Raw genomic sequence first — 16702 nt, 5'->3', positions numbered from 1 at the left:
TTTTTTTTAATAATATGTTATTTTTAAAATTCAAACTCCTTATTACATTTATAAGTTTTATATACATATTTTTACGAAATTATGAATGATATATTTTTATTTCTGTCATTTTCTCAAAAACTTTCATTATCTTTCAAACACAAAATATAGTTATTAATTTTAATAACATAAATAACTAATTGATATATCCTAATAGCAAAAAATTCTTACTAAAAAAATATATTACTTCATATATTATTAATAAAATAATTTTTATATAGGTGTTTATATGAACGATATAATTTTTAAATTAAATAGCTTAGAAAATTTAATTGGACATACTCCTCTAGTTGAAATTTCTTTTATATATAAAGAAAAAAAAATGAAGGTTTATGCTAAACTAGAGTATTATAATTTAACAGGAAGTATAAAAGATAGAATTGCATTATATATGTTAAAAAAAGCTTATATTAATAAAGAGCTTCATGATGATGATCTTATTTTAGAAGCAACTAGTGGAAATACTGGTATTTCTTTTGCCGCTATTGGAACTTATTTAGGTTTTAATGTTCATATTTATATGCCTGATTGGATGAGTCCTGAAAGAATTAAATTACTAGAAAGTTATAATGCTACTGTGCATTTGGTTTCAAAAGAAGCTGGTGGATTTTCAAAATGTATATCTTTAACTGAAGAATGTAAAGCTAATTGCTCTAATATATATTTACCACAACAATTTTCTAATAATTCAAATTCCTATTCCCACTACTATTCAACAGCCCCTGAAATATATAACACCTTAAAACGACATCATTTAACTCCTTCAATATTAGTTTCTGGTGTAGGTACAGGCGGTACAATAATGGGAATTTATAAGTACTTAAAAGAAAAAAATCATCATCTTAAGGCATATCCTTTAGAACCATCCTCATCACCAACATTATCAACAGGTACTCACACTGGCACTCATAGAATTCAGGGTATATCTGATGAATTTGTTCCTCCAATAGTAAATTTAAACGATTTAAACGAAATAATCAGTATTGATGACGGTGATGCAATAATTATGGCTCAAAAATTATCTCGAGAATTAGGTCTTGGAGTTGGAATTTCATCTGGTGCTAACTTTATAGGTGCTGTGAAAGCCTTAGAACTTAATAGTGCAACTTCTGTTGCAGTAACTGTGTTTGCTGATGATAATAAAAAATATCTATCTACAGATTTAATGAATAAAGAGCCTGTTAAAGAAAATTATATTTCTTCTAATATAAAACTAATCGATATCAAAGTTCTTTAATTATAAAAACAACTACCGAAAAGAAATATTATTTTTAAGTAAATTTCTAAAAATAATATTTCTTTTTTCCATAAAACATATTAACTTAAATTTATTCAATAACCACTAATACTATAACTATCTTTATTAAAAAAAATCTCATAATATTAATCTATAGTTATATTAATGTCCTAAAAATAAATCTAATAATGTGTATAAAAAAAACTACATTCATTCAATTTTTAGGCTTAAATACCCAAAGCTTTTTTAATACTTATATGAATACTAATATTTATCTTAAGCAAACTATATATATAAACTATTTTAAGGAGATGTTTAAGATGAAGAAAAAATTTAAAGCTCTATCATTAGTATTATTATCTCTACTTATCTTTGGTTTAGTTGGATGCGGTAGCAATAATAATACCACTAATAATGCTAACAATACTACTAATAATACCGACAAAAAAAATCCTCCTACTAATCAGGAGTATTATGATTATCTAACAGAAAGATATAATCATTACTTTAACGATAATACACTTGATACTACCTATGATATTTATGTAGATGATTTTACATATGATAATACATATGATGAATTTATAACTGCATACAACGATTCTTACGACCAATTAAAAAATAATTTAGAGGCTTTTAAGAATGACTTAAAAAATAACGTTGTAAAAGGAAATGACGAAGTTGATAAGTACAATGAAGAAGTAATAACAGCTGCTGATAAAGCTATTATTGCTGTTGATGATTATACTGGAACTTTTGTTGAAAAGACAAAAGATTATGCTACTTTATCTAAAGATGAAGTAGTAAAAGGTTTGAGATCCTTAACCTTAGATGCTCATAATGCTAGATTAGATTTAAAAAATATGATTGATAATGCTAAGGATAAATTAGGAATTAAATAAGATATAAAAAATGAACTCCTTTTCTAACGAAAGTTGGAGTTCATTTTTTTATATTATCAAACTACCTACTCTAAACCCCAAATATAGTTTGTCCGTTATCCCTTTCATATACCCCTTCCGCTCCAGCAATAAGATAAAGAAGAGATATTATAGATACTATATTAGATCTAATAATATTTATATTAGGCTCAAGTGAATAATCAATTTCTCCTCTTTCCTTTTCTTCATATAATATATTGTATCTAACAATTGCTATTCTAGTAAATATTAATTGCGTTGCAAAAAACATATATACAGCTTGTAAAGCTGTTTCATCAGCCTGTATTGAGTCAATATGTTCATTATTATATTTGCTATATATTAATTCAATTCCTTGTACAGTAGATGTGTATAATATTATATAAGCGTATATTGTTATATATATCATTAATATTTGTAAGTTTAATAACCCTAATGTTCTAATATCCGCCTCACTCATTTCATAAGAAACATCTCCGCCTTCATTATACTCACTATATTGATTATTATTTCTTTTCTTCTTACATCTATGTTTCTTCTTAGCCATTTAAATTTTCCTTCATTATGCTCATACTTTTATAATATTTATTATATTGTTGTTTGCTCCATAATTAACTATTTCACTAAAATATTATAACTTCTGAATAAATTATATTTTTCCTGCTTACTCTAATAAATAGTAAAAACTATAATTATGAGGTATAAACTAATGAAAAAAAATTTAAAAATTATATTTACTTTCTTATTAACTATTATAATTTTATTGACATCAGTTTCTTTTCCAATTGAAGCTTCAAGTGATGTTAATATTATTCAAGATTCTGCTAATACTAATTCGCTACCAGGTCACTTTCGTAAAACAACTAATATTTCTAACTCTTCAGCTCTAACATCTTTAAATATAGAAGGATTAGAAAAACTTAATATATCCGGAAGTGGCCAGTTTACTCCTACTAATTTGCCTTTATTAATAGAAAATATAAATACAAATCTTCCTATTGTAGATATTGATCTAAGACAAGAATCTCATGGGCTTATAAACGATGATATGGCTATTAGCTTTGCCAATGCAAATAATAGTGCAAATGCTGGTCTTACTTTAGATGAAGTTATTGGAAAAGAAAATAGTGATTTATCTTCTATCAACTTAAATAAACCTTTAACCTTATACAATAATAAAAAAAATAATTACACCCAATTTAGTTCAAAGTGAATCTACTTTAGCATACTCAAATAATATATCTTATATTAGAATTCCTGTAACAGATGGTAATTTGCCTAATGAAGATATGGTTAATTACTTTATTGACATTATTAAAAGCCATTCTGAAGATACATGGTTTCACTTTCACTGTAAAGCTGGAGTAGGTAGAACTACCACTTTTATGATAATGTATGACATTATTAAAAATGGTAATAATGTTAGTTTAAATGATATCATCGGACGTCAAGTATTGCTTTCTGGAATTTCTCAACGAGATGCTGTAGATTTTTATGTTGGTAATAGATATGACTTCTTAAGTAATTTTTATGATAAATATAAAGGTTGTAACTCTACATTTGCTAATTATAATTCAACTAATAGCACAAATCTTTCTAATAAAAACATAAGTTTATTAAATTGTAGCTATAATGATCGTATAGAAGTTAATGACTCCTATATTAAAGGTCCTATCCCCCCTAAATTGCTTTATGTTATATCTGACAATAATATGACAAAAGCCGAGCAAACCATGATTGCAACTCTTCAGGGGCTTATAGCTTCAAAAAGTGATAAGCAAATATATATATTAAGTTCAAGCGAACCTGATTATCAAATATGGCTTGATGATTTAAATAAAAACTACAATGCAAAATATAAAATAATAAATGACCCTTGGAAACTTATAGATAAGTTTAAATGCTATATAAACGGCTATGTACTATATAGCAATGTAAAGGAATCATCAATAAACAATGCCTGCACCTTAGCATCATTAAATGACTCAATAGCAATTGATGAATCTATCGAAACCATATTAAACAATCATGGCATAACAAACCTAATTGAAGACTGCAGAGAAACTGATAAATATTGGGCATTTAATAATCTATGGAACTCTGGCTTAAATCATTCTACTGTAATAGAATTACCTAGTGATAAATATATGTCATTAAGAGACTATGCCATTCTTTCAAAGTCATTAGTTTTCTACGAAGATGATATACACGATAGCACATTAAGAGAATTAATTTTTAATTCTATGGATGACGGTGGTAGAATCTTAGGCTGGGCACCTGATGAACACACAAAGGTTTCAATTGCATCTAGCTTTGGTATTGACACTATTGCTGCAGATTGGTCTTATAATCTTTCAGTTTTAAGTTCGTATCCTTCAACAACAAAGCTTCAAAATATTAATAATCAAGTTACTGAAGAAGATGGAGTTCATTACATTACTTTTATTATGTCTGATGGAGATAATCAACAATGGCTATTAGGAAGTAATTTCAATATGAAGAATTGGTTTGGCTCTCCTCACAGAGGTAAATTTAATTTAGGTTGGTCTTTAAATCCATCTTTGTACTATTTAGCTCCTACAGTTTTTAATAAATATTATGAAGTTGCAAATTCCACTAAATATACTGATAATTATGTAGTTGCAGCTTCTGGTAATGGATACATGTATCCTAGTAAATATCCATCTGACAAACTACTTAGCTATACCAAAAGACTCAATGAATATATGGCAAATGTTGATGCACATAATGTATTGATTCTTAATGATGAAGCTTTTTATAGAAAAGATTTATGGGATAAATATACCTGTAACTCAAATATAGATGGCTTACTTTATCTAAATTATGATATAAACAATGCCTATAATGGAAAAATAATTTGGTCTAATGATAAACCAATTATTTCATGCCGCGATTTACTTTTGGGAGGAATAGAGGATGAAAATCAATTACTTTCTAATATCAATGATAGAATTGATTGTGGTTATACTAATATTAAAGATCCTAACTCTTATACCTTTGTTTATGTTCATGTTTGGAGTAATACAATGGATAATGTTAATGATGTCATAACTAAGTTAAATAAAAACCCTAAAGTTAGAATTGTTACTCCTGATACCTTTGTTAAACTAATACAAAATAATGTTTCACATAATGCATAATCAATGTTATACTAATACTCTTTTTACTTATCATTAATTAGATAAGATAGAATTAATATTTATATAAAACCTTATTTTATAAATATCATTTATAATTAAAAAGTTTAATTTTCTAACATTAAAATAATTATTTTACTTCAAAAAGAAACTATAACAAAATTCAACTCTTGTTATAGTTTCTAATACCTAGGATAAATCTTACTAATTGCAACTTAAATAAATCACTACTCTATATGGAGGATATAAATTATAATTTAACAAAAATTGCTGAACGAAAGTAATCTTCTATTTAAATTATTGATTTATTATTTATAGTACAATATATGTAAAATACTATCTTATGTTACATATGTTTTAATTTATTTATTAATTTTTTAAATAAAACAGCTTTATTAAATTTTCTTAATAAAGCTGTTTCAAATAAATTATTTTATTTTGCTAATTGAATAGCTCTTGCTGCTGCTTGTGGAGGAGTACTCTTAGTCATTGCTTCACTTAATACAAAAAATACAGTATCACCTTTTTGTATTTTAAACTCCTTAGGATTAACTTTCTTAATATCTGGTTCTTCCCCTTCCTTAGGGCATTCATTTGGTATTATTAATGTTTCATCACTAACAATAGCTATAAGCTCCTGATTTTGAACTACTAATCCCTTTAAATATCCCTTAACCTTTACATTAATTGTATTATTATCCTCATTTCTTTGAACTTCTTCTACAGTTCCCATAAATATAGCATTTGGTTCTGGTTTTCTTCTGTCTGCAAAAACATTACTACTAAATACTAATAAAAATAATAGTGCCAATGCAATTATTCTTTTGTTTTTCATAATAATCTCCTTTTTATAATAAAAATTTTATATACGATTATTATTCTTCTAACCAAAATAAATATTCATAAAACTAAACTATGCTTTTACATATTTTACTTAATTTATTTTAAAGTCAAATACCCTTCATAAACTTTTTGTAACTTAACCCTTATATTTCCTTATAATCAATTGAATATAACCTTTACATGAGTTATTATTATATTATGGTATTTTTATGGGAGGAATTTTTATGGGTAATTTGTTTAATTTAGATAGTGGCTTTTCAAAATTTATGAATAGAGTAAGTGATTTGTTTTTACTTAATATTTTATGGGTAATTTGTAGTATTCCAATAATTACAATTGGTGCATCTACTACTGCTTTATACTCTGTTAATTTAAATCTACTATCTGAAAATGAAGGTCATATAACTAAAGCTTTTTTTAAGGCTTTTAAAGAAAATTTCAAAAAATCTACTGCTATTTGGTTAATTGTTTTGTTAACATCTACTATATTAGGAGTTAATTTAATTTTCTGGTTAAAATGTGGACTGTCTATTGCTTATATAGCTCTACCATTTATATTTTTTACTCTATTTATTTTTTTATTAGTAACTCCTTATATTTTTCCAGTACTATCTCAAACTAACTCATCAATATTAAGTATAATTAAGTATTGCTTTTTTATATCAATAAAAGCTTTACCTTATAGCTTACTTATTACTTTATTTGGATTATCAGTTTTATTTGCTACTTTTTATTTTCCTATTGTCTTTTTATTTATGCTCCTTTTAGGAGTTGCTATTCATAGCTATATGGTTTCTCGTATTTTTTTAATTGTATACAATAAAAATAATAACCATTTTAGTAAAATATTATCATAAGTACTCTTTTTACCTATGATAATGCAAAAAATAAATGGATTATCTCCAGTAATTTATATAATTTTCATTAGGAATTTATATTATTACTTACAGTAATCCATTTATTTTTTATTTATTTTTTATTTATTTCCAAGTTAATTGTCTTGCATCTAGCTTTAATTTAAAAAATTAATATTTTCGCTAATTTTTTTAATCTAACCTCATATATAACTTATTTACTTTTCTTTCTTAATCTAAGTCCACCAACTACTGCACTCGTTCCTCCTAATATTAATGCAAGTGCTATACCTACATCACCTGTTTGAGGTAATTTTGATGGCTTCTTTCCTGAGTCATTTCCATCATCATCCTTTGATGGATCTTGCTTGTCCTCATCTTGATTGTTATCTTCATCCTGATTGTTATCATCTTCATCAGTTGGTCCTTCAGGATTTTCTGGTTCTTCTTCAACTTTCGTTTCTTCATTATAAAGAGCCTCAACTTGCTTATCAGTTAATGCAACATTATAGATAGAAACATTATCGAACTTTGCATTAGCTATATCCCTATCAGACCATATATTACCACTACCAATTCTAACATCAGTCATCAATGCTAAGAAGTTATCATTGAAACATGCTGAAATATCCTTATCTTGTCTTGCAACCTCGTTTCCATCAACATAAACTACTATTCCATCAGACTTTACTGTATAAGTAACATACTCCCATTTGTTTCCTTCCAATGATTTAGAAACTTCTGTGGCATCTGAATATGCTCCATTAGCATTTATTCTACCATAAAGATTAGCACTGATTCTTGTAATTGGGTAATCTGGCGTACCATCTTCTTTAGTCATGCTTGCTTCAAATAATGCACTGTGTTCAAAATAATTTGGATCATTTTTATCTATATTAACCCACATACTTACTGTATATCCTTCTTTAGTAATTCCATCAAATGTGTCTGTAGGTAAAGCTAAATAATTATTTTTTACTGCTCCATCTTCATTTTTTATTTCTAATACATTTCCTCTATCTGTATCTTCAACAACTGATGTAGTACCAACTAAAATTGCATTACCACTCTTACTTCCTGAATTAGCAATTGCTTCTTCCTCTATAGTTTCAAAGTCATATTTATATATTGGTTCTGCTCCAACTTCTTGTAATACACCTTTAACTGTTATATTAAACTCTTTAACTATTGATTCACTTTCCTTAGTTATTGTAGCCGTTAAAGTAACAGTTACATCTTCTCCTGTACGATTTACTTTACCATCATTAGAAATGCTCTCTTCATTATTTGATGCCCAAGTAATTGTTGTATCATATGCTCCTACTAAAGGTAATTCTATATTTGTTTTAGTTACAGTTGGTATTTTATTTTCTAAGTCCTTACTTGCATAATCGACAGCCTCACTAGCATCTAAATCAAGTTTACTTCCCCAGACAGATTCATTATTGCTTCCAACAGCAGTAAATGTCATCACTTTATTATCTTCTAATGATTCATCTTGTTGTTTAAAGAATACACCGCTATAAGTAACATCATTAGTAGTAATTGTCATATAGTAAGAACCTTCTTCCATTGTCCAAGTACCATCTATATCTCCACTTACTGTGTTATCTTCATTTAAGCTCACATTTAAAGTGTCAGCTACTTTTCCAGTTGTTGCTGTTCCATGATTTATAAATTGATAATTTCCAACAACTTGATCCTTTGAATATCCAGTTTCTGAAATCTTATCTCCACTATTTTCATAAGGTGCTACAAGAAGCCATCCTTCCTTATTAACAAACATTTGATGAACTCTTACTTCATGATATTCTGTACCATCATCAAATCTTTGGTGATGAATTAAATATCTTTCTCCATCATCATCAATAAGAACTGAATTATGTCCAGCAGCTTTTAAAGCTTTATCTTGGCAAGCAAATTTATAATTAGATATTAATTTAATTCCATTAGCTGTATTAGTAACATTTCCTGATAATGCTGCATTGTTTCCCTTTGCATCTAAATATGGTCCTGTTGGACTTTCTGATCTAAACAATCTCATATTATAACCACCATCAGAAGTTAAACTTCCATAAGTTATTGTCATGTAATAATATCCTGTTTCTGAATCATATACTACATCTGCCCCTTCCCCTGATTGAGTATATCCAACAGCTATTCTCTTACCAAAATATCTATCTGTAGGATTAATAGTATCAGTATCTGAGTCTTCTCCTGGATAAATAGGTTGTCCAGTAGTATTATCTATTTCTAATATATAAACTCCACCTGACCATGAACCATAAGTCATCCATAACTTTCCTTCTGTATCATAAAATAATTCTGGATCTATTGCATTTGGTGCATATGTTGTATTATATGATCCATCAGCTGCAAACCAAGAATCATTTACTCCACTTATAGTTCCATCTTCAATTAATTCATCAATATGTGTATTAGTATAAATTGTATTTTTATTACTATTTGAATCATAAGCATCATTTTTTGTAAATCCAGAATAAATTATGGTATCTACATATGTGTAAGGTCCCTCAATCTCTTGTGAAATAGCATATCCTATAGCAGATCTCTTATAAGTTGATGATGTACAATAATACATCATATAAGCACCCATACTTCCGTCATCGTTTACATAAGACTCATTCCAAAATACTGTTGGTGCCCAAACAGCATATCCTCCTTTACAATCAGAATCATCTTCACCAGCCCATTCAAATGATTCTTCTAAGTTATCTGATAAATCTCCAAAAATAACATTCCCAGGTGTTGTATACCCATTAGTAAAAGTAGTCCAATTTTGTAAATCCGTAGATTTAGCTGCTTCTATATGTGATCCAAACACATAATAAGTATCATCTTCTTTTACGATAGATGGGTCATGCACAGAAACACGACTCTTTTCTAATAGCTTTTCTTCCCCAGAAGTGACACTAGTAAATCCTAACGTTGAAATTAATGTTCCAGCTAATATTATAGCCATTAACCTTTTAACTTTTCTTGATTTCATTTAAATTTTCTCCCCTCATACCCTCATTTTTTTATCTTTTAAATTATTTTTTAATATCGCCCTTTCTTAATAAACATAATTATAGGCATACATCAACCAACATATTTTCATATAGGAATATCTAACTTTAAATTATCATTTAGCTTAATTTTAAAAATTATATATTTAACAATAAATTTTTCTTTGCTTAAACCTTAAATAATATTGATTTACTATATTCCTATAATCTTATGTTAATTTGATATATGCCTTTTTATAGGTACTATACCTTATATTAAATTATTGAATTATCTAGATTCATGAAATTTTATCCCATTTTCTCTCTATATTAGGACAATAATTTTTCTTTACAGCTGCCCTCATTTCTACATAACAGCCACAAAGCTTACACATTCCATTAATGAGATTATCACAATCCATACAAATACCTAATCGTTCCTTATAATCTTTTTCTTCTGTTTTAATAAAACTATCTATATTACTGATGTAATCTTGCATATGCTTATATTCAGCCTGTCCCATTACTTCATTCATTAAGCACTTTTTACAAAATCTATTTTCCATAATAATTACTCAACAACAAAACTAATAACACTACAAGCTGGAATCCTAAAGTTTAATCCATTTTCTGTAATAGTAAAATCCTTAAATTTTTCTGGTTTAACTACATCTGGATTATCAAATGTATTAAATGCATTCATTTCATTAGTTAAAACAGTTGCTTTTACAGTTTTGACAGGTCTGCCTACGATTATACTTTCAACATCATATGCTTCATCAATTGATAGATTATTTATTGTTATATTAATTTTTCCTTCACCATCAACTGAAACTGATTCATGTAAATTTGGTACTTGATTTTCTTCATCTAACCCAATCATTTTAGTTTCTAAATAACTTTCAACTAAAGTTGCTTCTTGATGGTTTTTATACATATTAAATACATGATAAGTTGGAGTTAACACCATCTTTTCTCCTTCTGTTAATATAACTGCTTGAAGAACATTTACTACTTGTGCTAAATTTGCCATCTTAACTCTATCACTATGCTTATTGAATATATTTAAATTAATACCAGCAATAAGGGCATCTCTCATAGTATTTTGTTGATATAAGAATCCTGGATTAGTCCCTGGTTCAACGTCATACCAGCCTCCCCATTCATCTACTATTAAATCAACTCTCTTTTCAGGATCATATTTATTCATTATTTCTAAATGCCTATTAATTAATTCTTCCATTTTTAAAGTTTTATTCATACTGATATACCAAGTTTCTTTATCAAATCCTGTTGCTGCTCCTTTATTTAACCATCCACCTGGATGAGTGTAATAATGTAATGTTAATGCATCCATAAAGTTTGCAGCAACCTTCATTACTCCATCTGTCCAATTATAATCATCTACATTTGGACCACAAGCAATTTTATAAAGTTTATTATCTCCATAATTTCTGCAGTATGTTTGATATCTTCTATACATGTTTCCATAGAATTCTGGTGTCATATTTCCACCACAACCCCAATTTTCATTCCCTACACCAAAGTATTTAACTTTCCAAGGTTCTGCATGTCCATTTTGCTTTCTTAATTCTGCCATAGGTGAAATACCATCAAAAGTTAAGTATTCAACCCATTCAGACATTTCTTGAACTGTACCACTACCAACATTTCCATTTATATAAGGTTCACATTCAAGTTGTCTACACAACTCCATAAATTCATGTGTCCCAAAGCTATTGTCTTCTACAACACCACCCCAGTGTGTATTAACCATCTTTTTACGATTTTCCTTTGGACCAATCCCATCCATCCAATGATATTCGTCAGCAAAACATCCGCCTGGCCAACGTAATACTGGAATTTTAATTTCTTTTAATGCATCAACAACATCTTTTCTCATTCCATTTACATTTGGTATTGGAGAGTTTTCTCCTACATATATTCCTTCATAAATACACCTACCTAAATGTTCAGAAAAATGACCATATATTTCTTTACTTATTTTTGATTTTTTATTGTGTGGATTAATTATTAATTTGCTCATAATTCCCAGCTCCTTTTATTTAATATATTTATTATTGTATTTTTATATTTCTTCACTAATTATTTTTAAGCCAAATACTCTTCCTGCTATAGACCCTTCTTCACTTTCAAACTTTATCCTAATATATGATTTTCCATTTGTTACTTCTTCAGGAATGCCATAAATTTTATTAAATAGTACAAATGGTTTATTTTCATCTAATTTCTCTTGTGCTATCATCAAATCTTCAGCATAAATTTTAAATTTTCTACTATACATTTTTCCATCTTCAAATATTTCTCTATCACTACCCCAGTAGGTTAACAATAAATATACCTTTTTATTATTTTTCAACTGTACTTCATAACTAAAATATCCATTATCCCTGCACTCTCTCCAGCCTTGCCCACACTCTTTAGAATAGTCTGATTTTGAATTTAAAGCTTTAATTTTATGCTCTATTTCTGATTGCTGATTATTTGGATTTACTTGATCTATAGTAATTTTCTCTATTTTATCTTGATAATTATTAGTGTTATTTTCTATATTTTTATACTCTTTCTCACTCATTACACTCCAATAAATAGTATATCTTTCATGAGTGACTTTATAAAATGGAATTAGTTTAACCTTTACATTTTCAGGCTGCCCTATTGCTTTACTCTCAAAAATTAATTCTTTTTCATTAATTTTTGTTATGCAACTTGATATTTCATCAATATCACCAACTAACTTGGGTACGTTTATTCCTGGATGATGATTTAACTTTAAGTGATCCTCTAAAATATCTGTCTCTGGGAAATTTTCTTTTCCTAAAGCTCCTGCTAAAACTAAAGGCCCATACATAAATACAATTTCATTTTTATTTTCTTTTGAATTATATAAATGTATATTCATAGGTAAATTAATATTTACTATATCACCTTTATTCCATGTTCTAGATATTGTTATATAACTATCCTCATTTTTTATATATACCGTTTCATTATTAATAGTAACTTGTACATTTTCTGAAACCCAATAAGGTATTCTTATTCTTATGCTCATGAACTCATTATCAGCTTCTTCTATCACAAGCTTTATATTTTCCTCTTCTGGGAAATTCGTTATTTGTGATATCTTAATTTTTTTATCTTCTATATTAATTTTTGATGATATAAAAAGATTTACAAACAAACTATCATTATCCTTAAAATATATATTTCTTATATACCTTGCTGGATTTTCCATACCAGTTCCTGTGCAGCACCAAAATGAATTATCTGGTGTACAATACACTTTAAAATGCCCTGGTTTAGTTGAAACAAAATAAGTTTTCATTCCACTATCAGGATCTTGTGAAGCTAATATATGATTGTATAGTGACTTTTCATAATAATCCATATACTCTGCTTTATGATGCCATTCATATAAATGTTCTGTAAGCTTTAACATATTATATGTATTACAAGTTTCAGCAGTAGTAACATCTAACTTTTCTGTCCCACATTTACCAAAATGCTCATCTCTACTATTTCCACCGATTGCATATGATCTACCTTTAGTAACTATATTCCAAAAGAATTCACAAGCTCTTTTATATTCTTCTTTACCTGTTATTTCATAAAGTGTAGCTACACCAATAACCTTAGGAATTTGTGTATTAGCATGTTTTCCTTCTAACTCATCCTTTAAATCAATTAATGGATTAATTGTTTCTTTATGAATAAATCTAATTGATAAATTTAAATAATCCTGATTTTTTGTTATCTTATAGAGATTTGCCATGGCTTCACACATTCCACCATGTTCACAATAAAGCATTTTTTCAAATTGATCTTCATTTAAATTATCAGTCCCTTTTTTAGCCCAATCAGCTAATTTAGTAACAACTTTTAAAGCTTGTTCATTTCCAATAAGTTCATATGCATCAATAAGTCCTGCATATATTTTATGAATGCTGTACCATGGAACCCAACTATCCCCTAATTCAAATCTTGTAACGTTAAAATTTCCGCTAAAAACTTTATCAAAGCATTTTCTTGGAAAACCACTCACATATCCCTCTTCATCTAAATCTTGAAGATATGCCAATTCTGATACTATATAGTCTGCTTTTTCCTTTAGCCTTATATCATTATCTGCTATATACATAGCACATAATGCTGAAAGAAAATGCCCTAATGAATGTCCACTTATCTCTTTTTCTTCCCACCCGCCATATCGTGGTTTTTTAGGAATTTGATTTATTGCTTCATAACATGGGGCTAATAACCTATCTACATCTAAATGTAATAAATACTTTTTACCTATTTCTTGAGATTCTTTAAATATTCCACCTAACAAGATTACATTTTCCATAAAAACTTCCTCATGCTTTACTAATATAACCTTAAAGTATAACTAGAAAATCTAATTTTCCAGTTATACCCTATTAACTTTTCTTTAACCTTTTCTTTTATTTATTTAACATCCAATATAAGCTATTTAATTTTAATTCTTTTTCAAAATCCCTAATATTTGTGTCTTTTCCTATAACTACTGATTCAATTCCATACATATCTGCTAATGTTGTTAATTGCTCTGAATCTAATTCATAAGTAAAAGATGTATGATGAGCACCACCAGCTAAAATCCATGCTTTAGCTCCAACTTTCAATGATGGCTCTGGCCTCCATAATACTCTTGCCACTGGAAGTTCTGGTAAATCTTTTTCAACTTCTTTTGCTTCTACTTCATTAATTACTAAACGCATTCTTCCACCTAAGTCAATTAATGATGCACAAACTGCTTGTCCTGCTTGTCCGTTAAATATTAATCTAGCTGGAGCAGCCTTATCACCTATTCCTAAATGCTTAACTTCTATTAAAGGTTTATTAGCTGAAACTGTAGGACAAACTTCAAGCATATGAGCTCCTAAAATTAATTCATTTTCTGGATCAAAGTTATAAGTGTAATCTTCCATAAATGAAGTTCTAGTATTATTAGTCATAATTTTCATTAATCTAACTAATCCTGCTGTTTTCCAATCACCTTCTCCTCCAAATCCATATCCATCTTCCATAAGTCTTTGAACTGCAAGTCCTGGTAATTGTTCCATACCATGAAGCACTTGGAAGTTAGTTGTGAATGCTGTATAGCCCCCCTTTTCTAAGAATCTTCTTAATGCAATTTCTACTTTTGCTTGATATTTAATTGAATTTCTTACTGAACCTTCAGTCTTTCCTGCTTCACAAATTTCATATTTTTCTTCATATACCTTCATTAAGTTTTCAACTTCTTCATCAGTAACTTCGTTGATTACTTCAACTAAATCACCAATTCCAAATGCATCACAAGTCCAACCTAACTTTATTGCCACTTCAACCTTATCACCTTCAGTAACAGCAACATCTCTCATGTTATCATCAAATCTTGCAATCTTAATATTTCTACCTTCAACATATCCAGTAGCAACACTCATCCACTTATTAATCTCTTTATGTGTCTCTGGCTCTTGCCAATAACCAACAACAACCTTCCTGTTATTACCCATTCTTGTGTTTATAAATCCAAATTCCCTATCTCCATGAGCTGATTGATTTAAATTCATAAAATCCATATCCATTGTATCCCATGGAATATCTCTATTAAATTGAGTATGAAAATGTAATTGTGGCTTATTTAAAATTGATAAACCTCTTATCCACATTTTAGCTGGTGAAAATGTGTGCATCCAAGTAATAATACCAGCACAACTTTCATCATTATTTGCTGCTAAACATATATCATATATCTCCTTAGCATTTCTTACTGTTGGCTTATGGATTATTTCATATTTAATTCCTTCAACATCATTTAATCCATTTACCATTTCCTTTGAATCTAAAGCAACTTGTTTTAATGTATCTTCACCATATAAGTCTTGACTTCCAGTTACAAACCAAAAACTATATTTTCTTGTATTAATCATATTTAATTCTCCCCTTTTACCATATTATTTTCACTATTTTTGAACCTTACTATAATCACTTATAAATCTTTCTATACCTGCACTTGTTAATGGATGCTTAGCCATATCTTCAATTTGGGCATATGGAATAGTTGCAATATCAACTCCTGATAATATGCATTGAAGTATGTGCTCCTTAGTTCTTATGCTGGCAGCAATTATTTCTGTTTCAAATCCATAGTTTTCTTTTGCTAATATTAAATCATTTATCAAATCCATACCATCTAATCCAATATCATCTAACCTTCCGACGAATGGGCTAATATATGTTGCTCCAGCTTTTGCTGCTAAAACACCTTGATGAACGCTAAATACTAAAGTAACATTAGTTTTTATTCCTTCTTGAGATAATACTCTTACTGCACTTAATCCTTCTAATGTCATAGGAATTTTAACAACTATATTTTTGCTTATTTTAACTAATTCTCTTGCTTCTCTAATCATTCCCTCAGTGTCTAAACTCATAACCTCTGCACTTATTGGTCCATCTACTATTTCACAAATTTGTGGAATTACTTCTGCCATTGTTTTATTTTCTTTAGAAACTAATGATGGATTTGTTGTAACTCCATCAATTAACCCCATATCATTAGCCTTTTTAATTTGTTCAATACTAGCTGTATCAATAAATATTTTCATAATAATAT

At 28.2% G+C, this 16702-nt stretch carries 11 protein-coding genes and 1 pseudogene; 4 read left to right on the top strand and 8 right to left on the bottom strand.

Translation table 11 applies throughout. The features are described 5' to 3' along the window. The first annotated feature begins 268 nt into the window (after window positions 1-268). Window positions 269-1276 (top strand): PLP-dependent cysteine synthase family protein, encoded by a 1008-nt coding sequence (locus TY07_RS10625; RefSeq protein WP_042399364.1) that lies wholly within the window; start codon window positions 269-271, stop codon window positions 1274-1276. 320 nt (window positions 1277-1596) lie between these two features. Then, a complete protein-coding gene (locus tag TY07_RS10620; RefSeq protein ID WP_042399361.1) occupies window positions 1597-2178 on the top strand; it encodes a hypothetical protein in 582 nt (193 codons plus the stop codon). A 70-nt stretch (window positions 2179-2248) separates the two neighbouring features. On the opposite strand, the gene TY07_RS10615 is transcribed toward TY07_RS10620, so the two are convergent. Further along, on the bottom strand, window positions 2249-2743 hold the full coding sequence (locus TY07_RS10615; protein WP_042399358.1) for a hypothetical protein: 495 nt from the start codon (window positions 2741-2743) through the stop codon (window positions 2249-2251). Window positions 2744-2905: 162 nt separating this feature from the next. On the opposite strand from TY07_RS10615, the pseudogene TY07_RS10610 reads away from it, so the two are divergent. Continuing rightward, window positions 2906-5357: pseudogene (locus TY07_RS10610) on the top strand (GxGYxYP domain-containing protein). A gap of 430 nt (window positions 5358-5787) precedes the next feature. On the opposite strand, the gene TY07_RS10605 reads toward TY07_RS10610, so the two are convergent. After that, window positions 5788-6189, bottom strand: a complete 402-nt coding sequence (locus TY07_RS10605; RefSeq protein ID WP_042399354.1) for a hypothetical protein — start codon at window positions 6187-6189, stop codon at window positions 5788-5790. 232 nt (window positions 6190-6421) lie between these two features. Here TY07_RS10605 and TY07_RS10600 point away from each other — a divergent pair, with 232 nt between their 5' ends. Continuing rightward, on the top strand, window positions 6422-7054 hold the full coding sequence (locus TY07_RS10600; RefSeq protein ID WP_042399351.1) for a YesL family protein: 633 nt from the start codon (window positions 6422-6424) through the stop codon (window positions 7052-7054). Between the two features lie 211 nt (window positions 7055-7265). Here the strand turns inward: TY07_RS10600 and TY07_RS10595 are convergent, their stop codons facing one another. From TY07_RS10595 to fsa, 6 genes are all read right to left on the bottom strand, one after another. Then, window positions 7266-10061, bottom strand: coding sequence for a lipocalin-like domain-containing protein (locus TY07_RS10595; protein ID WP_052330696.1), 2796 nt, complete (start codon window positions 10059-10061; stop codon window positions 7266-7268). Between the two features lie 297 nt (window positions 10062-10358). Next, window positions 10359-10625 carry a DUF6171 family protein gene (locus TY07_RS10590; protein WP_042399349.1) on the bottom strand — a complete coding sequence of 89 codons (267 nt, stop codon included), beginning with the start codon at window positions 10623-10625 and terminating at the stop codon, window positions 10359-10361. A 5-nt stretch (window positions 10626-10630) separates the two neighbouring features. Next, window positions 10631-12106: an alpha-N-arabinofuranosidase gene (locus TY07_RS10585; RefSeq protein ID WP_042399347.1), complete on the bottom strand. Its 1476-nt coding sequence runs from the start codon at window positions 12104-12106 to the stop codon at window positions 10631-10633. A 42-nt stretch (window positions 12107-12148) separates the two neighbouring features. Then, complete coding sequence (locus tag TY07_RS10580) at window positions 12149-14425, bottom strand: glycoside hydrolase family 127 protein (RefSeq protein WP_042399345.1); 2277 nt, start codon at window positions 14423-14425, stop codon at window positions 12149-12151. Between the two features lie 97 nt (window positions 14426-14522). After that, complete coding sequence (gene araA / locus TY07_RS10575) at window positions 14523-16016, bottom strand: L-arabinose isomerase (RefSeq protein ID WP_042399343.1); 1494 nt, start codon at window positions 16014-16016, stop codon at window positions 14523-14525. Between the two features lie 33 nt (window positions 16017-16049). Next, window positions 16050-16694: a fructose-6-phosphate aldolase gene (gene fsa, locus TY07_RS10570; RefSeq protein ID WP_042399341.1), complete on the bottom strand. Its 645-nt coding sequence runs from the start codon at window positions 16692-16694 to the stop codon at window positions 16050-16052. Between the last annotated feature and the right edge of the window lie 8 nt (window positions 16695-16702).

Source organism: Clostridium saudiense (genome assembly GCF_000577815.1).
Classification (GTDB): domain Bacteria; phylum Bacillota; class Clostridia; order Clostridiales; family Clostridiaceae; genus Clostridium; species Clostridium saudiense.
The sequence above is the reverse complement of the archived record's forward strand: the minus strand, read 5'-3'. Positions and strand labels throughout refer to the sequence as shown.